This window comes from Streptomyces sp. NPDC028308, assembly GCF_055565855.1.
In genome coordinates this window covers 1-18,747 of the sequence record NZ_JBVHTO010000023.1, presented here as the reverse complement: position 1 = coordinate 18,747, position 18,747 = coordinate 1, and the positions used below count along the sequence as shown (strand labels likewise).

Sequence of the window (18,747 nt, the reverse complement as noted above, 5' to 3'; positions counted from 1 at the left end):
CTGCACCTGCCGCTGAGAAGCCCTTTCGCTCAAGGACTAGTGCAAACGAATCCCTGAGCCCGGAAGGGGCACAGCACCATGAGCAAGATCCGAACTATCTACCGTGGGGGCAGTCGCTTCTACCTGAACACGGCCACTCCGGACAACGTGTACCCGGGTGTGACGAGCGTGATCGGGATGCTTCCCAAACAGAACTTCTTGGGTCCGTGGAACGCGCGTATGACCGCTGAGCTTGCGGTTGACTCCATTGACTTCGTTCAGCAGATGGCAGCGCGCGACCGGGACGGAGCCGTTGACTATCTCCGGGGCGCGGCTCGTCGGTACACGAAGGTTCGCGCTGACGTGGGCAGCAAGGCGCACGACCTGTTTGAGCGCCTGATTCGCGGTGAGACCGTGTACAGCGTCCACCCGGACCTTGAGCCGTACAAGAAGCACTTCCTTGAGTTCCTGGCAGCCGTGAACCCGGAGCTTGTCCGCGCGGAAGACGTGGCTTGGAGCGACACGCACGAGTACGCCGGCTCTTTCGACGTGGTCATGTACGTGTGGCTTGACGAAGAGGGCAAGCCGACCCCGGACCGCTCCGGCAAGCGTCACCTGATCATGGGCGATTGGAAGACGAGCAAGGCCACGTATCCCGACGTTGCCTTGCAGATGGCTGCATACGCCAACGCGGACTTCATGATTGACCCGGACGGGGTCCGCACTCCCATGCCGGAGTTTGACGGTGCTGCCGTACTGCACATCACTGACGAACAGTGGGCTTTCAAGCCGGTCGTGATTGACGACGAAGTCTTTGCGGAGTTCCTTCGTCTCCGTGGAACCTTCAATTGGGACCGTGACCTGAGCCGGCGCGTTGTCCTCAAGCCGATCGCGTCCAGCAAGAGCAAGCTCGTGACCGGTACTCAGCGGAGGGGCTGACACATGCTCGCTACGCACACGAGCCGAATGCACCCGTACAGCCTTCACATGAAGTCTGACGAAGTCGTTGACCTGATCAACGAGTGTGCCGACGCGGTGAACACAGCGCGAGAGCTGGGCATTGACTTGCCGGAGCTTGCGAAGGTCCACACGAAGCTGAATGCCCTCTTGGGCAGCAAGGAGCAAACCCGCGCGTGACCGGTCCTAACTGTCTTTGCAACCCGCAGAAGTCCGGGCTTTGTGGCTCGTGCGGGGGCTGAGAATCCCCTTCGCTCAAGTCCCCGTGTACCCAACGGAAGGAACCAAGACAATGGCGAAGCGGGTTGACGCGGCTGACGTGGTCGGTCTGATCGGTGCGGTTGCGCTGATCGTGGGTCTCATCCTTCTCGTGCCGTGGCTCGTGATGCTCCTCTTCGGTATCTGGCACAGCGTGCGTCCGGCTGTCCCGGCAATCGGCTTCGGTGAGGCGTGGCTTCTCACCGTGATCGCTGGGCTTCTGACCGCCCGTACGCCCCGTTCCGACAAGTAGCCCCACCGGAAGCCCCTCAGTGCCTTACACGGGCGCTGGGGGGCTTTCCTGCGTTCGGAATCCCCTCCGCTCCGGTAAGAGCATGACCACACACGAGTTCACCGCATGGCCTAAGACTCCGCGCCTGTTCCGTACGGTCGTCGTCACGGAGAAGCTTGACGGGACCAACGCAGCAATCCACATCAGTGAAGTCACGTCGCTCGTGGACGTGTTCACCGCTCCGCCGGAGTCGTACAGCGTCGTCGTTGACGGTACGCGGTACGTCGTCAGCGCACAGTCCCGCTCTCGGATCATCACTCCGGGCAAGGGCAAGGACAACTTCGGCTTTGCCGGTTGGGTGTACGAGAACGCCGAAGGGCTTATTCGTGCGCTGGGCACCGGGCTTCACTTCGGTGAGTGGTGGGGCTCCGGCATTCAGCGCGGGTACGGCCTGACTGACCGTCGCTTCTCCCTGTTCAACACGGACCGACACCGGGACGTGAACGTTCGTCTCGGCAACGCGATCGTTGAGCCGGCCCCGGTGCTCTATCAGGGTGAGTTCAGCGAATACCGGATCAAGGCGGAGCTTCGCGCACTCAAGGCGAACGGCTCCGTGGCTGCCCCCGGCTTCATGAACCCGGAAGGTATCTGTGTATGGCACTCACAGACGCGGCAGGTGTTCAAGGTGACCCTTGACAACAACGACGCGGGGAAGTGGGAGACCGCGTAAGACGAGCCCCCTTGTCTGGCCTTCGCGGTCGGGCAAGGGGGCTTTTGTGCGTCCGGGTCCGGGTGGGAATCCCTTTGGCTCTAGCGCCCATGCAGAGAGCAACGGAACGGCGGAAGGCTGGACGGTCGGCAGACACCTTCGGGTGCGTGGACACGATCGGACCCCTTCCGCCGTTCCCTCAATTCCTAGGGGAATGCATGGCGAACAAGAGCATTTGGGCCAACGACGAAGAGAACAAGCCCAAGGAGCGGAAGACCTACGCCGACGACTCCGTTGGCCGGCTGCACTCCGGTACGACTGAGGTGAACGAACAGGGCAAGACTGTCGGTGTCGCGCTCTCGGAGTGGCGTTTCAGCACCGGTGAGAAGCACGTTGCCGAAGCCGTGGCTCAGCTCTTCGGGGGCACTCCCGTTGAGGACGAAGAGAGCACGTCGGAGAACTTCATTGACGTGTTCACGAGCGCCACGAAGCTTCCCGTCATCCTTGAGGCGGACGGTATCCACTGGGACATGAAGCAGTGGATCAACGGCAAGCTCAAGCACCACTGTGACGGCTTCAACTTCGTCAGCCACAAGGACGAAGAGAAGGTTGGTCGGGAGTGCGGTTGCCCGTCCCTGTTCGCTGAGCGCAAGGCAGCGGCGAAGGATGACGACGGACCCAACCCGTCCATCACGGTCACCTTCAAGCTTGCCGACGACCCGGAGCTTGGAGAGTTCAAGTTCCACACGGGCGCGTGGACGCTGCTTGCCGTTCTGCACGAGTCGGAAGACGCGCTTGCCCGCATCGGTCAGGGTGGCCCGGTCGTCGCTGAGCTTGAGCTTGAGCCGGTTGACTTCGTGATCAAGAAGGGTCCGAAGCGCGGTACTCCGGTCTCGTACATCAAGCCCGTGATCCGCGTCAAGAAGTCGTACAACGACGCGATTGCCGACGAGCGGTGAAGCTTGACGCGTCGGCTCCGTACGACTGGACACGGGCACTCAAGAACGCCGAAGACGAGACCGTTCGGGCTCCGCTGTGGACGTTCCCGCCGGAAGCGCGGGCAGCCGTGATCCATGAGCGACGCGTCCGCTTCGGCGTGTACGACGAGACCGGAGATCCGGAGTATGGGTAAACGCGGCGTGGTCGCTGACTATGCCGGTGAGCCCCTGTACCCGGGTGATCTCGTGAACTACCCCTCACGTCAAGGGAATGGGGTGCGTGCGTCGGACGCGATTGTTCGGCGCACGTACTTCGTCCGCGTTGAGGGGCGCAAGTTCCCCATGCTCAAGGTGCAGCCGACCGGCACAGACAGCCGTTCAGAGAAACCGCGCAAGACACTACGGGCTGAGCACGTAGCGGCAACTCATGTGCGACTTCTGCGGAGCAACGTCACCGGGGAACAGGACGAAGGCAAGTAGCGCGACAAGGGCCGGACGGTACTCACACGGGTGCTGTCCGGCCCTTTGTCGTTCCAACCCACTCTTGAGAGTAGGCAAGCCATGCATACCGGCATGTTCATTGGTCCCGACGCGGCTCCGGCCCTGGGGGACGTACGAGCGCTGAGCCCTGGGGACACCGTGTACCTCAAGGCCGGCGCAACTGACCGGAAGGATTGGGGACGTTACGCCGACGCTCTCACCACTGCTGTCACCCGGGGCGCGTCGGTTGTGTGGTGGGTCGCATGAAGGTGTGTCGGCACTGCGGACGAGCGAAGCCCGCTGAACAGTTCCTTGCCGGGAAGGCGAAGCGTCCGTCAAGCTCGTGCGCCACGTGTCGCCGGAAGAGGGCAGCGGACCACCGGAAGGCGTATTACGCGAAGCTTCCGCCGGACAAGCGCCACGAGCTGACCCACAAGAAGCGCGCGAAGGAGTACGGCGTTGAACACGAGTCGTACAGCCGTACAGAGATCATGCGCCGTTGGGGCTACCGCTGTGCGTACTGCGACAAGCGCGCAACCCACATGGACCACGTCCACCCGCTGAGCAAGGGCGGAGCCGACAAGGCTTCCAACATGCTTCCCGCGTGCGCCGGCTGCAACCTGAGCAAGGGTGCGAAGACGCTTGCGGAGTGGGCGGAGACCTTCGGGCCGGACGTGTAGGAATCCCCTTCGCTCAAGACCGGGCAACCGAGAGAAAGACGGTGGCCCGTGGAATTCAAGGACGTTCTTGCACGCTTCGGTGACGTGACCGAAGAGGCGGACGGGGGGTATCTCGCGAAGTGTCCAGCACACGCGGACTCCCGTCCGTCCCTTCGGATTTGGCGCGGTGACGACAACAAGGTTCGGCTCACCTGCCGCGCGGGATGCGACACCAACAAGGTTCGCATTGCCGTACGGCTCAACTGGAATGACCTTTTCAACGCGACCGGTGACGGTCTCACTGTCCCGAAGGAGAAGCCCGCGCTCGTGGGTACCGCACTGACCGCACAGCTTGCCATGTACGTTGACGCGACCAACGAGCGTTTCCGCTTCGGGGATCAGGACGTTGACTCGCAAGCGCGCCTGTACGTCGGTGACCGCTTCGGTCTGGACGCTGAGACGGCAGCGGAACTCATGCTTGGAGTGGACGACGGACGCGTTCCCGGTCTCGACTACACGGACAGCGAAGGACGAGCCCGCAACTACCGTTCCCGTGGCTTCCGTCAGTTCCCCCGGCTCACGGTCCCGCTCAACGACTTCGCTGGGGTCACCCGTGGCTTGCAGGGGCGAGACCTGAGCGGGCATTGCCCGGGACGGTGGCTGTCGCTGAGCAACCCGGAAGGGCTCCGCTGGGGTCAGTACGGCGTGTTCCGTGGCTCCGGCGGGTACTCCGTCACGATCGTGTCTGAGGGACCCGGAGACGGTCTTACGTCGGTAGCGGTCGGGTACGACGCGGTATGCATCCGTGGCGCGTCCCTTGCCGGAAGCCCTGACCTTCTCGCTGAGCTTGCCGCCGGCCTTGCGGGTTCCCAGGTCATTGCCGCCGGAGACAACGACGAAGCCGGACAGCGTTTCAACCGTGCGCTTGCCGAAGGTCTCAAGCCGTACGGCATTGAGGTTTACGCGCTGCCCATTCCCAACCTGGGGCCGAAGACTGACCTGACGAAGTGGCGCGAGACGACCGGAGACACCTTCCCCGGGCTCATGCACAACGCGGTGAAGTCGGCTCGTCCGGTGGTGGACCGTGCCGTTGCTGAGGCTGCCCAGCGCAAGGCCACGGTGGCAAGGCGGACCGGTGCTGTCACGGTGTCCGACGATCAGGGACGTGACGCGGCTGACATTCTCGCTGATCTCGTGCGCACGTACGGGGAGAGCGACGCTATGAACGCTCACGCTCTCGTTGCGTGGTCTGACGGACGGATCAAGTACGCGCCCGGTCTCGGCTTCCACACGTGGAACGGCGTTACCTGGGAGCGTTCGGAGCACAAGGTTCGTCAGGAGATTCACCGCATGGGCGCTGCACTCGTCCTTGCCGGGAACGCTCAGGAAGCGCGCGGGTTCACCATGACGACGCGCATTGACGCTCTCATGACGGAGCTTCGCAGCGTGCCCAGCGTGTACGTGAACGCGGAAGAGTTCGATGCGGCTCCGCACCTTCTGAGCTTCCGCAACGGCGTGGTTGACCTTCGCACGGGTGAGCTTCGCGACCACGACAAGAACGACATGCTCACGGTCTCGCTGCCCGTTGAGTACGACCCTGACGCGCTGTGCCCCCGCTGGGAACAGTTCCTTACGGAGATTTTCCCGGGGAACGCGGATCTCGTGGGCTACATGCAGCGGCTCACGGGCTACGGGATCACGGGCAACACGTCGGAACAGTGCTTTGCCGTTTTCTGGGGGAAGGGTGCCAACGGCAAGAGCGTCTTCACGGACACCCTGACGAGTGTCTTCGGGAACATCACGAAGACCACTCCGTTCGCCACGTTTGAGGACAAGGGCAGCGGAGGAATCCCGAACGACATTGCCGCACTCAGGGGCAGCCGGCTCGTCATGGCTTCCGAAGGCGAGAGCGGAAAGCCCATGAGCGAAGCCGTGTTGAAGCGCGTCACGGGCAAGGACAAGGTGACCGCGCGATTCCTCCGGCAGGAGTTCTTTACGTTCGCGCCCACGTTCCTGATCATGCTTGCGACGAACCACAAGCCCCGCTTCAAGGGTCAGGACGAAGGGCTTTGGCGACGCGTCAAGCTCGTGCCGTTCACGCGGTACTTTGCGCCCCACGAGCGGGATTACGACCTTGACAAGAAGCTTCTTGCTGAGGCTGCCGGGATCGTGGCATGGGCTGTGCGTGGTGCTGTCGAGTGGTACGCGTCCGGGTTGGGTGACCCGGAGTCCATCACGTCCGCCACGCGCGACTACCGCGCCACGTCCGATGCTCTCGCCGGCTTCTACTCCGAAGACCCCAGCGTTCCCGCTGTGCTCGTGAAGTCTGAGGGTTCCGTGATGCTGGGCGGAGACGCGTTCAACCACTACTTGGATTGGTGCGAAGCGGAGAACCTTCCGCAGAAGGAGCGTTGGACGCGACGAGCGTTCTTTGCCGCCATGGAAGAGCGCGGCGTGTCCCGTAAGCGGGTGGCGAAGGGCAACGCGTTGGTCGGCGTGCGCATGGCCGACGAGCCGGAGAAGGCCACGGGACCGGGAATCTTCGCGACGGACAGCCCCGCCATTGCCAAGTTTCACGGTGAGATGAACGCCATTCAGGCAGCCACGACGGACGCGTTCCGGCAGGCGTAGCCCGGTGGGAATCCCCTCCGCTCTCAGACAGGTACCAACACCCAATGAGAGCGGAGGGGCACACGGTGCCAATCCTTGAGCTATGCGCGGGTTACGGCGGTCTTGGACTTGCCGTTGAAGCGCTCACCGGAGACAAGGTCACGCACGTTGCCGAAGTCCACAAGGCAGCGTGCGAAGTCATGGCGTACCGCTTCCCGGACGCGCCGAACATCGGTGACGTGCGGTACGCCCCGTGGCACGAGTTCACGGGCGAAGTCGACACGATCACAGCGGGCTTCCCGTGCCAGGACATTTCCAATGCAGGAAAGCGTGAGGGGATCAAGGGTGAGCGTTCCGGAATTTGGTTCAACATCGCTGACGCAATACGGATCATTCGACCCCGACACGTGTTCTTGGAGAACGTCGGAGCTATCCGAAATCGGGGGCTCGGATCGGTCCTCACATCGCTTCACGAGATCGGGTATGACGCTGCGTGGACGTGTATACGAGCTTCCGATATCGGAGCCCCGCACATGCGTGACCGGTGGTTCTGCGTTGCCGCTCCTTCCGACACCGACCGTAGCTGACGCGAACCGGGGTCCCGACTTCGCTAAGCGCGACCGGGCGGGGGCAGGTGGGGACGACCTTGTTACCGCCGTGGCTCGTCTCTTCCCGCGTGACCGCGCTGACAAGCTCTTCAAGACACCGACTGCCAACCTGGGCAGCAACGGCAGCGCTCAGCACCCGGACAAGCGCAAGGCCGGTGGGCACGGTCCGACCCTTGAAGACGAAGTTGTCTTCTTGCTGAACGTCACGCCGGAAGACGAGTTGCCCGACGACGGACCGCACTCCCCCGCTGAGTGGTGGGGAGAGTTCGCGCCTGCCGTGTACCGGTGGGAGACGATCCGGCAGACAGCGGCACCGGTCCCGGTCATTCGTGGTCCACGCGGCGGAGTCAAGCTCAGCCCCGAATTTGCGGAATGGCTCATGGGTCTTGAGCCGGGTTGGGTGACCAACGTCCCGGGGCTCACTCACCGCGAGAAGCTTGAGCGGATCGGCAACGGCGTGGTCCCACATCAGGCGTTCGCCGCGTTCCGTGAGTTGAAGGCGAAGTTGGACGCTCACCGCGCGGAGCAGTAAGACACGCAACCGACAAGGGGTCAGCCTACTCTCAAGAGTGGGTTGGCCCCTTTGGCGTTAGGGGACACACCTTGAAAACGTACTTCCATGACGTGGCCGGCGAACACGTCCGGATCAACATTCCGGAGACTGACAACGACCTTCGTGAGTTCATGCAGTGGGCGCGCACTGCCGCTCTCCGTGGACCGATCGCGCTGGACACTGAAACCACCGGGCTTGATATCTACAGCCCGAACTACCGACTCCGGACCGTTCAGTTCGGAGACGAGCACACGGCATGGGTGATCCACTGGGAACGCGGGGGACGCTTCATTGAGGCTGCCCTCTTCGTGCTCCGCATGGCTTCACGCTTCCTGATCCACAACGCGCCGTTCGATTGGCTCGTATTGGACGAGCACGCGGAGTTTGCCCTTGAGATCCTGGCACCGAAGACCGTTGACACGAAGATCAAGGCGACGCTCATTGATCCGCGTGAGCCCCACAAGGGCGGAATCGGGACCGGGCTCAAGCCCCTCAGCGCGTACTACACGGACCCCAGCGCGCCGGACACTGCCGGAGACCTGACCGCCGTGTTCAACGGTCTCGGCTTCACGAAGGCCACGGGTTGGGCCAACATCCCGTTGGACCACCCGACTTACAACTTGTACGCCGGCCTTGACGTGATCTACACGGCGCGTCTTGACCCGATCCTGACCGCTGAGCTTGCTCGTCTCGGCGTGCGTCAGTCGCTCGTGGACTACGAGCACCAAATTGCCCGCATGTGCTCAGTGATGATGCGCGCGGGAATCGTGCTGGACGAAGGCTATGCGTCCACGCTGTCCGTGAAGCTTCACGAAGAAGAGGCGAAGTACAGCGCGGTTGCCGCCCGGTACGGCGTTGAGTCGGTCAACTCCGGTGCCCAGGTGGCGGAAGCCCTTCTTGCCATGGGCGAAGACATGATTCTTCCGGGCAACAGCAAGCCTGAGTTCACGGACGGTGGCGCGTACAAGACGGACAAGGCCGTTCTTCAATTCCTTGCTGACCTTGACCGCGATTGGGAGCGCGTAGGGGGTCGTACGCCTAACCCGTTGGCTGACGCTGTCCTTCGCGCGAAACGTGCCGGTAAGTGGGTCACCGCGTACGCGGACACCTTCCTGAACAACCTTGACGCGAACGGTCGCGTACACCCGAACATACAGACTCTTGCCGCGCGCACGGGTCGTATGAGCATCACGAAGCCCGCGCTTCAAACGCTGCCGTCTTCTGACTACATGATCCGGCGCGCACTCCTTGCTGACCCCGGTCACGTCATGGTGTCCACCGACTTCGCTGCCGTTGAGATGCGCGTTCTTGCCGCTCTCGCCAACGTGAAGCGCATGAAGCAAGCGATCAACGCCGGCGAAGACTTGCACGACTTCACGGCGCGAATCGTGTTCGGTCCGAACTTCACGAAGGCTCACCGCAAGCTGTGCAAGGGAATCGGCTTCGGCAAGGTGTACGGCGGAGGGGCGGAAACGATCGCTCGTCAGACCGGTGCGCCTATCGCTCAGGTACGTGCTGCCATTGCTGCGTACGACCGTGCGTATCCGGAGATCGTCCGCGCGTCCAAGAAGTGGCAGCGGGAAGCTCGTGCAACCGGGCTCGTCACCGTGTCCGTCACGGGTCGTCGCCTGCCGCTTGACCGGGACCGGATGTACGCCGTTGTGAACTATCAGTCACAGTCGGCAGCGCGTGACGTGCTGGGGCAATCCATGCTCAACATGGAAGAGGCCGGCCTTCTCGACTACATGAAGCTTCCGATTCATGACGAAGTCCTTGCGTCGGTCCCCGCGCGGGAAGCCCAGGACTTTGCCCGTGAGTTCGAACGCTGCATGTCGTTCGATTTGTTCGGCGTTCCGATTAGCTCCGAAGCCGAAGTTGGCGGACGGTCGTGGGGCAGCCTGTACATGAAGGATGCGAAGGGCAAGTACCTGCCTGAACTCCTGATCGCTCAGGACGAGTGGTACGCGTCGAACCCTCAAGCGGCGTACGCGAAGGCTGCCTAGAAGTGACCTGAGCCACCTTCCGGTTCTGTTCGACGTTCGATTAGGTCACGGCGCGATCACGATTCACTGCCTACTCTTAAGAGTGGGCTGACGCACCATAAAAGCCCGTTCCTGCGATCCGAAGGTAACCCCCTTGTTATCGGGTGGGGGCAACCGTCATCCCGAAGGATGAGCCCCGGGTTGCGCCTTAGAAACATCACTTTTCAACGTCACAGCGTCATGGTCAGATGTGTGTCCGGTGCCTACTCAGAACGTTGCTTCTGAGTAGGCACTGACATACGTTCATGACGCAACGACGAACGGCCTTGATCAAGCCCCGTCGCGAGATACAGCCCACTGACGGGGCTCAGGCCGTGACACCCATCTTCGCCATTCCGTGGCGAAGCCTTGCCCAAAACAGGCTCTGACCTGGGCAAACGTCCTGACTCCTTCGGTGGGAATCCCCTCCGCTCCATTCCGGAGCGAAGCCACGCCGAAGGAGATTCCCCGTGATTGACCTCACCGCTCAGCAGATTGCCGCCGCTCAGAACAACGACATTGCAGCCGTTACGGCAGTGATCGAAGCGACGGAAGAGCGCGTCACTCAGCTTGCCCGGCGGTACGCGACGACCGGCGGACGCACTGACGCTGACCTGATGGACGACCTTGCCCAGGTGGGTCGGGTGGCCGTGTGGCAGGGTCTCAGCCGCTTCAAAGGCTCGTCCGTGGCGGAGTTCTTCACCTTCATGGACCGGACCGTTTCCGGGATGCTCGCTGACGAACGCAAGGTGCAGACGCGGCAGGGTGTCAGCCGTTCGATTGCCGCTGAGTTTGAGAAGGCGCTCAGCATGGCCGCTGGGGACCCGTACGAAGCTGAGCGGCTGTGCACCCTCACCGAAGTCATGGGCGCGAAGCGTATGACCGCTGAGACCGCGTACGCCGCTCGTATCTCGTGGCAGGGGGCTGAGTACCTTGACGCTCCGGTTGGCGAGAACGAGAACGCCACGGTGGCCGACACCCTGACCACGAACTACGCGATTGCCCGCACTGAGGCGAACGACGAGCTGTCCGACCGTCAGCGCGAGAACAAGCGTCGGGTTCACGAGACCCTTGACCTTCTCCCTTCGGATCAGGAAGCGATCCTTTCCGCTGAGTACGGGATTGGCGACTTCCCTTGCATCGGTGCCGACGACCACCGGGGACTTGCCGAAGTGGCCGGAGTCGCGTACACGGCCGTTGAGAGCGTCAGGGACGAAGCCCGGAAGAACTTCAAGACGCTGTACCTGGGCGGAAGCCCGGAAGCCCCCAAGGGTGAAACGCAGTGCTGCAAGGCGTGCGGCATTGAGAAGGACGTTGAAGAGTTCTACGTCCGGAACAAGGTCACCGGGGCGCGCATGTCTCAGTGCAAGTCGTGCAAGCGCGGAGCCACGAAGCGCTTCCGCAAGGACAACCCGGCGGAGCGTGCCGCTCAGAAGCGTGCTTACAACGCGCGCAAGAAGGCCGCTACCGCGTGAAGCGTCCCCGCTATGCGGTTTGGAACCGTGCGGGCAGGTACGGGCTCGTGGACTCCGTTGCATTGGAGCTACGAGCCCGACCGTGCGACTTGTGCAGCGCTCCCCCGCCGGCCAACGGCAAGGCTCACAGCATTGACCACGACCACGCCACGGGACGCGTACGGGGTGTTCTGTGCCACTCGTGCAATCTCGCGCTAGGCCACTTCAAGGACGATCCGGAGCGCCTTCTACGCGCTGCCCGCTACCTCACCCGTGACACGGATTACCGGCGGGTTGATCGGTAGGAATCCCCTCCGCTCCATTACCGGCAACAGAACGCGAAGCAAGGAGAACCACCGTGGCTACCTACAACCTGCCGACCGGCGGAACCGTTCAGACCTACCGCAGCGCGCGCCCGAACATGGCGATTGAGTTCGTCACCCGGAACGCGGACGGGGACACGATCAGCACCGTTCACAAGGGCGGCAAGGAGTCGCTGTACATGCTCGCTTCCCTCCGCAGCGCTGACGCTCTCGCCTGCCGGATCAAGTCGTCTGTCTGACGCACGGGGCTTCGGCCCTTCGCCCCGGTAGCTCAACGGAAGAGCATCCCAATCCGGAGCCCGCAAGGGTGCACGGGACGACGCGGGTTCGAATCCCGTTCGGGGCACGCACAACCACACCCAACGATCAGGAGAGTGCATCGTGAAGGTTTGGCGGGTTGCTCACGCGACAGTGCGTGACAAGGACTTCCCTTCCGGCCCATACTCGTGCCGAAACGTGCCCCTTGCCGACCGCGAGAAGTTGGCCGGTATGGGTTGGCGACACAGCGACGAGCGGCACCCTTCCCCGCAAGCTGACCCGAACCTGAACACGATCTACGACGACGAAGTCTGTGGCTTCGCTTCGCTGGACGAGCTGAACAATTGGTTTGAGGACTTCGGGGACCGGTTGGCTTCCGCCGGCTTCCACATATGGGAGTACGAAGTTCCTGAGTTCTCGTACCGCGTCGGTCGCTTCGGTCAGGTCGTGTTCAAGAAGGAATCCGCCGTTCTGATCGGTCACGAGCCGTTCAAGGCCGTACAGCTTTCCCTTTGGGCGGACGCATGAGCGTAAGCCCCTCAAGCCCATGGTCACCGAACAACATGAAGGAGACAGCACCCATGCTGAGCGTCACCCGTGAGACGAAGGCCGTACTCAAGACGAAGACCGGTGAGCGCGTCGTTGCGTTCACGAAGGACAGTGAGCCGGGCATTGCGTCTCTCGCCATTCCGGGTGACCGCGCGAAGCTGTCCCCGCGTGAGATGCGTGAGCTTGCCGCATGGCTGAACGAGACGGCAGCCGAACAGGAGAAGGTCACGCGCGAGACCGCGAAGACTTCGCTCACGTTCAACGGCACGCGGTACGAGCGACGCACCATGAGCCCCCAGGAACGCGCGTATCAGGATCTCATTGCGCGCGGCCTTCGTCCGTGACTCCGGAGTTCAAGCCCCCTGTTCTCACATCACGAGCACAGCGGGCAGCCGAAGACCTTGCTGAGCGCGTGGACACGTACCGGGTGGCTGTGCGGTTAATCCGTGAAGCCACCCTTACAAACGACGCGTACCCGGAAGACGTGCTTGCCCTTGCACGCTTCCTTGCCCGGGACACCAACGACACCGACTGACCAACGAGCCGGTCAGCCTACTCTCAAGAGTGGGTTGGCCGGCTCTTCGCTTGAGCGGGAATCCCCTCCGCTCCGGTAAGAGCATGGCGAACGAGAACCCGAATCCGTTCCTGACACTGAGCCCCGCTGCCGTTGACGTGCTGGACGACATGGCAGACCACTGGGCAGACCGGGACCGTCACGGAGAGCTTGTCAACGAGCTGACCTACGGACCCAACAAGCTTGCAGCCTTCTCGGAGCTTCACACGCTGATCAGTGAGGCATGGAAGGCGCGCGTCAACTACCGCAACGTTGAGGAGAGCAACGCATGAACCCGTACGGCAAGGACAAGATGGGTCTCGGTACGAAGGTGGCTGCCGCTGCTTCGGTCGCGCTCGTGGGCGCTCTCATGGTGGCCGGCTGTAGCGCTGACGACGACGACACGCGTTGCGACACGTACACGACGGTTGGGTTCGGTGTCCCGGCTCCGCGTCCGGCTCCGGCTCCGCGTCCCGCTCCTGCCCCCGCTCCGCGTCCGGCTCCGGCTCCGGCTCCGAAGCCCAACCTGAACAAGCCGACCACGCCGAAGAGCCCGCAGCGTTCCGGCGGTACCACTGTGGTCCCGGTGCCCGTCAACCCGGGTCCGACCACTCACACGGTTTGCCACGGAGACGAGCGCGATGATTCCTGAGATCCGAGAGAAGCGCGTTGGGTCTCCGGCTGACCGTGTGGGCGCTGAGCTTGTACGTGAGCCCCGGAGCGGTGAGCTTCGTACGGCTGTGTACGGGACTCAGGTCAACGGCGGAAGTGAGTACACGGGGACGCTCGTCCTTCGTGACCGCGCTCAGCTCAAGACGCTCATTGACGCGCTGCAAGGTGCGTACTACGGGTGGCCCGGAGATGAGCGGTAGGGCTTGTGCCTACTCTTAAGAGTAGGTAGTGTTCCCCTTGTAAGCACGAAAACGCCGAAGGGGAAACACAGTGGACAGCGTGAAGCTCACCAACGCCGAGAGCAACCAGACTGCCGAAGTTGTCCTTAACGGCGAGACGCTGACCGTGCGCGTTCTCCTGAGCAGTGGGGACGAGCTGACCGGCTGGACGTTCGACTACGAAGCGGAAGGCTTCGAACCGGGTTACGCCGCTGACGCTGCCGCTTACGAAGTCGACCGATTCGAGCGGATCGGATACACACAGAACTGACCGCACGAGCACAGAGAAGCCCCCTGGGAGACCGGGGGGCTTTTCCGTTTGGGGAGAATGTGAACGGCACGAGACGACCCGGTTGGGACGCGTACTTTCTCGCTGGGGCACGGTGGGCAGCATCACGAGCCGACTGCACGCGCTCTCAGGTTGGGGCTGTGCTCGTCAACGCGTCCAACGAAGTCCGTGGCACCGGATACAACGGGGCTCCGGCGGGTGTGCCCGGGTGCCTCACAGAAGGCGCGTGCCCACGTGGACAGCTCACGTACGGGGAGTGTGCGGCAAACAGCGACTACAGCAATTGCATTGCCGACCACGCCGAACGCAACGCCATACGCCATGCGCCGGCCAACGAGCTTCCCGGTTCCACGCTGTACGTGACGCGTGAGCCTTGCCCGGCTTGCTGGACGCTGATACGCGCTGCGGGCATTCGTCGCGTCGTCACTCCTGAGCGGGAAGCCTACTCTCAAGAGTAGGAAGTCCCTTCGTCAGTGCCTACTCTCAAGAGTAGTTACGTGGTACGATTCTCTTGTAAGAACGACGGAGCGAAGGGGCAAGAAAATGGCTCAGGTGCGAATCCTCAAGTGCGTCTCATGCGGTGAGAAGTGCAGCGGCAACATGAAGCAAGCGCACATTTTCCGGTGGGTTCGCGCCAACTGAGCCACGAGACCCCAGGGGATCAGCCTACTCTCAAGAGTGGGTTGGTCCCCTTTCTTGTGAAGATCGTTTCACAAACGCACAATGTCTAACGCAGCGTTACTCTCTGGCATATGTCAGACCCGGGGAGTAAGTTGGTACATCCGTTCGCACAGCCGTTCGAACGGGCTCGTGACCACGTGTATCTACACCTGACCGACGAGTGACGTTGAGGGTTGTACGACTTGAGGAGGGGACTCACACAATCCTTACGAATGACGGATTGTGACTGTCTGGAAACGCACTATGGAACTACTCGTTCCGGAGCCTTGGGGGGCACTAGATGCATACTGCACCGTTTACACTCGCACTGACCGTTTGGGTCCCGTCTCGCGCTTCCGGTTCGTGGCTTCCCTGCACGCTTCTCGGCTCGTCCATGACGGAGGAGTTCATCAGGTCGTGCACTGAACTGAAGTCCGTTCTGAGCGCTCAGGGTCGGCTTGTGGCACGCATCCTGAGCGCGCCGGCTGCCCCCAGGTACGACGGTTTCCGGGTGTGGGGTCGTCGCAAGGACAGTGGGCTTCTCGTGTCCGGTGTCGAGTGGCAACGGTCGCGCGAGACCCGTGAGTTGGTCGTGAGCAGCGCCGGAGTGTGGACCACGTGTGAGTACGTGCACGCGACCACAACGACCGAAAAGCTTGTTGCGTAGCTGTTACGGAAGTTCGCGTTCCGCTGTACGTGGCCCATGCAACCATTGGTACACAAGACGTTGAAGACGCAACAAGATCATTTCGGGGACACCGTGAACCACAAGTTCGTTCTGCCCGTCTCTTCTCTCGCTTCCGCTGCTGTGGCCTTCGGTCTCGGCGCGATGATCTTCACAAACGGCAACACTCCTGCCGACACTGCAACCCCCCAACCGACAACGACTGTCACCGCGTCACCGAAGGCCGCTGACAAGCCCGCTGACGCACACGAAACGTCCACAACCGCCACTGAGGCGAAGGCCGGTCAGGCAGCCGCTCAGAAGGCCACTGGGGCAGGCTCAGCGGGACCGTTCAAGGACGCTCAGGGGGACGGCAAGGTTCTGGACGACTTCGGCAAGGCGGTCATGCCCAACGGCGTTGGCGTACACGTCCCGGACGCTCTCCTTCCGTGGCACGAGCCCTACGTTGACGCGACCGAACCCGCTCAGCCGGCGGAAGCCGAAGACGCGAGTGACGACGTGGTGTCTGCCCCCAACGTGGTCACGGACCCCGACAAGCCATGGTTTGACTTGCCGACCGAAGCCCCCGCTGACACCACTCCGGCAACCACGCTGTCCGAAGAGCCTGTTGAGCCTGAGCCGGTCGTGTCCGGTCCCGTGCGCAACGGCGGATTGGTCACCGGTACGCGTCCGGTCTTCAACTCCGTTACAGGCGTAGTGAGTTCGCTCCTGCCGGAGTAGGAATCCCCTCCGCTCCATGACGGGTGACAACACGTCAACACCCGTTAGGAGCAAGGCACATGGGCAAGGGCAAGGCTGACAAGCCGAAGCTGTCTCCCACTGAGAAGACGATCAGAAGAACCCGGTGGACGCTGACCGGTGGTCGGTGGTTCCTGATCACTGGACTCGTCTTCTACAGCCTGATGACGACGACCCCGTTCGTCAGCACGCACAGCGAATGGGAATGGTCCGGCTTCGTCCTGGGCTTGATCGTTGACGCGGCGTTCATCATGGCCTTGAGCGCTGAGAGCACGCTTGCCCGGCACGGCGTGACGAAGCTGGGAGCGTGGCCGGTTGCCTTCCGGTGGATCACGGGACTCAGCAGCGTGTTCCTGAACGTGTGGCTGTCCGTCAGTGAGCGTGACGCGGTCGGCGTGGCCGTTCACCTGATCGCTCCGGCGCTCGTCATGCTGCTTGCCGAAGTCGGCCCGGTCTACATGGCTGCCCTTGCTGACGCGGAGCGCAAGGCGACGAAGGCGGACGCGTTCAAGGAGCTGTACGCGGAGCCCGCTCCGATGCTCCTGCCCATGACCGGCCCTGAGCCGATCGCGGCACGCTTCATGGTGCACAACCCGCCGGAGACCGTCCTTGAGGAGACGGAGCCCGTACAGGAGACCCTTCCTGAGCCTGAGCCGGCGGACGAGCCGGAGCTTGAGCCTGAGCCCGTACGCCTGAGCAACAAGGAAGCCGACGAGATCATTGAGAAGGGTTGGCGACACCGGCTGAGCCCCGAAGAGGTGGGCAAGGCCGCTACCCGTCACCCGGCAACGATCCGACGCAAGTACAAGGAGCTTGACGCTGCCCTGAGCGTCTGAGGCTTCGTCATTGAGCCCCCGTGCTGACTGCCTTCGTGGTAGTCGGTGCGGGGGCTTCTGCGTACCCTCAACACATGAATGATGACGACGACTTCATGTCAGGCATGGGCGGACCGAAGACACGAGAGTTCACGAGCGTGCAAGCAATCCTTGCCAAACTTGAGGGCAAGGCCGCTATGTGGGAACGGGTGTCACGCGACAACAAGGAGCGGTCAGAAGACTTTGAGCGTGCCGCTCAGCACATCAGGAACGGGCACGCGGCGGTGACCGTGGGGCGTACGACATACGTACTCGTTGACGACGAGACAACGACCCGTGACGAAACGGCAGACGAAAGCGTTTCGTAGGCGTAGCCTGAAAAGGCACCACTCCTGACGGATGATCAACTCTCGCCGGAGTGAGGACAACAAAAGATGACCACAACGGACCGCGTGAAGACGCGGGGAAGGTCGCTGTACGGGACAGGGAGTCGTGTACCCCCTGCCCGTCGCCACCCTTCCCCGTTCCCTGAGCGAAAGAGGGTGGCTGACTTGTCGGATGGACCACGAGAGATCGTGTCGTCTCGTGCCCCGGAGATCCGGGCAACGGTATCCCCTGACTGTGACGTGTGCGCTGCACTCGCCAAACAGTGGGACGACAAGCAAGATCGTGACGTGTTGATTGAGATCAACAACCACCCGCACGAAGAACCGAAGCTGTCGCGCGTCAAGACATGGGTGGCCGAAGGGGCTTCGGTCGGATGACAGCCCCCGTGAAGCGCGTGAGAGCGCGCCTGAGCGCCTTACCTGAGCCGGAGCTGATAACGCTCCTTGACGACCCCACCGGCCCGTACGCGAACTCTCCGGTCGGTTGGTGGACGGAGTACGGCGGAGCGCTGGACGTGCGTTCCGGAGTCGCGTACTTCCCGCCCGGTTCTTCGCCCCCGTGCTCCCTGCCCGACTGCAAGCGCCACGGGGGGAGCGACAGTGTTAATGCTTAACCTTCGAACTCCGCGCCGTGGCCTTGCGGACCCTGAAACCTGCCCCGTGTGCCGCTTCCTGCGAAATTGCGTCAGGCACGTGATCTTGTCCGGAAGCCCTTCCGGTGCGCGTCCCGTCGTTCTCGCCATGCACACGCACTTGATCCACGGACACCCGAACGACCCACGGACGATCAGGGAGAGCAGAAGTGACCACGACTGAGCAAGAGCGACCCGTTCGGGTAACCGGCACGATCGGGGACAACGTACTGACCGTTCACGCGCTGACGGACGGCAAGCCGGCGTGTGGGGCAACCGGCAAGGTGGACGAGTGGCAGCGTGCCGTGACGTGCCCGCAGTGCCTCAGCGACGAATGAAGCCACCGGCTTAGCGCCGGTTTCCCTGCCCCGTCCGTGCGTGCATCCCCCGTCGCGCATGGGCGGGGCTTCGTCGTACCCTGGGCTTGCCCCGATCGGCTGTCTGTCCGCAAACACTCTGCCGGTCGGGGTTTTCGCTGGTCAGACAACCTATGTCGTGTAGTCGAAGCGAG

General features: G+C 62.6%; 21 protein-coding genes and 1 pseudogene. All 22 read left to right on the top strand.

The features are described 5' to 3' along the window. Nucleotides 1–78: 78 nt before the first annotated feature. The 22 genes and pseudogenes from ACZ4VA_RS38025 (at nt 79) to ACZ4VA_RS37920 (ending at nt 17,586) form a co-directional block, all read left to right on the top strand. Entirely contained in the window at nt 79–918 is an 840-nt protein-coding gene (locus ACZ4VA_RS38025) for a hypothetical protein (protein ID WP_468084510.1), read from the top strand. A 48-nt stretch (nt 919–966) separates the two neighbouring features. Then, nucleotides 967–1,116, top strand: coding sequence for a hypothetical protein (locus tag ACZ4VA_RS38020; RefSeq protein WP_468084508.1), 150 nt, complete (start codon nt 967–969; stop codon nt 1,114–1,116). Nucleotides 1,117–1,228: 112 nt separating this feature from the next. Beyond that, the gene (locus ACZ4VA_RS38015) at nt 1,229–1,447 is read left to right on the top strand and encodes a hypothetical protein (RefSeq protein ID WP_468084506.1); all 219 of its coding nucleotides are present in this window, start codon (nt 1,229–1,231) and stop codon (nt 1,445–1,447) included. Nucleotides 1,448–1,529: 82 nt separating this feature from the next. After that, complete coding sequence (locus ACZ4VA_RS38010) at nt 1,530–2,156, top strand: RNA ligase family protein (RefSeq protein ID WP_468084504.1); 627 nt, start codon at nt 1,530–1,532, stop codon at nt 2,154–2,156. Between the two features lie 197 nt (nt 2,157–2,353). Beyond that, nucleotides 2,354–3,094, top strand: a complete 741-nt coding sequence (locus ACZ4VA_RS38005) for a recombination directionality factor (RefSeq protein WP_468084502.1) — start codon at nt 2,354–2,356, stop codon at nt 3,092–3,094. Between the two features lie 950 nt (nt 3,095–4,044). Next, on the top strand, nt 4,045–4,233 hold the full coding sequence (locus ACZ4VA_RS38000; protein ID WP_468084500.1) for an HNH endonuclease: 189 nt from the start codon (nt 4,045–4,047) through the stop codon (nt 4,231–4,233). 48 nt (nt 4,234–4,281) lie between these two features. After that, on the top strand, nt 4,282–6,843 hold the full coding sequence (locus ACZ4VA_RS37995) for a phage/plasmid primase, P4 family (RefSeq protein ID WP_468084498.1): 2,562 nt from the start codon (nt 4,282–4,284) through the stop codon (nt 6,841–6,843). Between the two features lie 44 nt (nt 6,844–6,887). Beyond that, nucleotides 6,888–7,409: a DNA cytosine methyltransferase gene (locus ACZ4VA_RS37990; RefSeq protein ID WP_468084496.1), complete on the top strand. Its 522-nt coding sequence runs from the start codon at nt 6,888–6,890 to the stop codon at nt 7,407–7,409. A 70-nt stretch (nt 7,410–7,479) separates the two neighbouring features. Continuing rightward, nucleotides 7,480–7,962, top strand: coding sequence for a DNA (cytosine-5-)-methyltransferase (locus tag ACZ4VA_RS37985; protein WP_468084494.1), 483 nt, complete (start codon nt 7,480–7,482; stop codon nt 7,960–7,962). A gap of 71 nt (nt 7,963–8,033) precedes the next feature. Then, nucleotides 8,034–9,986 carry a DNA polymerase gene (locus ACZ4VA_RS37980; RefSeq protein WP_468084492.1) on the top strand — a complete coding sequence of 651 codons (1,953 nt, stop codon included), beginning with the start codon at nt 8,034–8,036 and terminating at the stop codon, nt 9,984–9,986. 488 nt (nt 9,987–10,474) lie between these two features. Beyond that, nucleotides 10,475–11,479, top strand: a complete 1,005-nt coding sequence (locus ACZ4VA_RS37975; protein ID WP_468084490.1) for a sigma-70 family RNA polymerase sigma factor — start codon at nt 10,475–10,477, stop codon at nt 11,477–11,479. Beyond that, complete coding sequence (locus ACZ4VA_RS37970) at nt 11,368–11,763, top strand: endonuclease VII domain-containing protein (protein ID WP_468084488.1); 396 nt, start codon at nt 11,368–11,370, stop codon at nt 11,761–11,763. The genes ACZ4VA_RS37975 and ACZ4VA_RS37970 overlap by 112 nt, the downstream gene beginning before the upstream one ends. A gap of 53 nt (nt 11,764–11,816) precedes the next feature. Continuing rightward, a complete protein-coding gene (locus ACZ4VA_RS37965) occupies nt 11,817–12,020 on the top strand; it encodes a hypothetical protein (protein WP_403031173.1) in 204 nt (67 codons plus the stop codon). A gap of 21 nt (nt 12,021–12,041) precedes the next feature. After that, nucleotides 12,042–12,127: pseudogene (locus ACZ4VA_RS37960) on the top strand. Between the two features lie 35 nt (nt 12,128–12,162). Further along, nucleotides 12,163–12,567, top strand: coding sequence for a hypothetical protein (locus tag ACZ4VA_RS37955; RefSeq protein ID WP_468084486.1), 405 nt, complete (start codon nt 12,163–12,165; stop codon nt 12,565–12,567). 53 nt (nt 12,568–12,620) lie between these two features. Continuing rightward, entirely contained in the window at nt 12,621–12,932 is a 312-nt protein-coding gene (locus tag ACZ4VA_RS37950) for a hypothetical protein (RefSeq protein WP_468084484.1), read from the top strand. 274 nt (nt 12,933–13,206) lie between these two features. Next, nucleotides 13,207–13,434 carry a hypothetical protein gene (locus tag ACZ4VA_RS37945; protein WP_468084482.1) on the top strand — a complete coding sequence of 76 codons (228 nt, stop codon included), beginning with the start codon at nt 13,207–13,209 and terminating at the stop codon, nt 13,432–13,434. Nucleotides 13,435–14,092: 658 nt separating this feature from the next. Continuing rightward, nucleotides 14,093–14,302, top strand: a complete 210-nt coding sequence (locus ACZ4VA_RS37940) for a hypothetical protein (protein ID WP_468084480.1) — start codon at nt 14,093–14,095, stop codon at nt 14,300–14,302. A gap of 59 nt (nt 14,303–14,361) precedes the next feature. Continuing rightward, nucleotides 14,362–14,778, top strand: a complete 417-nt coding sequence (locus ACZ4VA_RS37935; protein ID WP_468084478.1) for a deoxycytidylate deaminase — start codon at nt 14,362–14,364, stop codon at nt 14,776–14,778. 905 nt (nt 14,779–15,683) lie between these two features. Further along, a complete protein-coding gene (locus ACZ4VA_RS37930) occupies nt 15,684–16,385 on the top strand; it encodes a hypothetical protein (RefSeq protein ID WP_468084476.1) in 702 nt (233 codons plus the stop codon). Between the two features lie 59 nt (nt 16,386–16,444). Continuing rightward, nucleotides 16,445–17,239, top strand: a complete 795-nt coding sequence (locus ACZ4VA_RS37925) for a hypothetical protein (RefSeq protein ID WP_468084474.1) — start codon at nt 16,445–16,447, stop codon at nt 17,237–17,239. Between the two features lie 74 nt (nt 17,240–17,313). After that, nucleotides 17,314–17,586, top strand: coding sequence for a hypothetical protein (locus tag ACZ4VA_RS37920; protein ID WP_468084472.1), 273 nt, complete (start codon nt 17,314–17,316; stop codon nt 17,584–17,586). The last annotated feature ends 1,161 nt before the right edge of the window (nt 17,587–18,747 follow it).

Excerpts from the sequence above, each read along its gene's own strand:
- ACZ4VA_RS38025 (WP_468084510.1), top strand. The coding sequence starts at position 79 with ATGAGCAAGATCCGAACTATCTACCGTGGGGGCAGTCGCTTCTACCTG.
- ACZ4VA_RS38020 (WP_468084508.1), top strand. The coding sequence starts at position 967 with ATGAAGTCTGACGAAGTCGTTGACCTGATCAACGAGTGTGCCGACGCG.
- ACZ4VA_RS38015 (WP_468084506.1), top strand. The coding sequence starts at position 1,229 with ATGGCGAAGCGGGTTGACGCGGCTGACGTGGTCGGTCTGATCGGTGCG.
- ACZ4VA_RS38010 (WP_468084504.1), top strand. The coding sequence starts at position 1,530 with ATGACCACACACGAGTTCACCGCATGGCCTAAGACTCCGCGCCTGTTC.
- ACZ4VA_RS38005 (WP_468084502.1), top strand. The coding sequence starts at position 2,354 with ATGGCGAACAAGAGCATTTGGGCCAACGACGAAGAGAACAAGCCCAAG.
- ACZ4VA_RS38000 (WP_468084500.1), top strand. The coding sequence starts at position 4,045 with ATGCGCCGTTGGGGCTACCGCTGTGCGTACTGCGACAAGCGCGCAACC.
- ACZ4VA_RS37990 (WP_468084496.1), top strand. The coding sequence starts at position 6,888 with ATGAGAGCGGAGGGGCACACGGTGCCAATCCTTGAGCTATGCGCGGGT.
- ACZ4VA_RS37950 (WP_468084484.1), top strand. The coding sequence starts at position 12,621 with ATGCTGAGCGTCACCCGTGAGACGAAGGCCGTACTCAAGACGAAGACC.
- ACZ4VA_RS37945 (WP_468084482.1), top strand. The coding sequence starts at position 13,207 with ATGGCGAACGAGAACCCGAATCCGTTCCTGACACTGAGCCCCGCTGCC.
- ACZ4VA_RS37930 (WP_468084476.1), top strand. The coding sequence starts at position 15,684 with ATGCAACCATTGGTACACAAGACGTTGAAGACGCAACAAGATCATTTC.
- ACZ4VA_RS37925 (WP_468084474.1), top strand. The coding sequence starts at position 16,445 with ATGGGCAAGGGCAAGGCTGACAAGCCGAAGCTGTCTCCCACTGAGAAG.
- ACZ4VA_RS37920 (WP_468084472.1), top strand. The coding sequence starts at position 17,314 with ATGAATGATGACGACGACTTCATGTCAGGCATGGGCGGACCGAAGACA.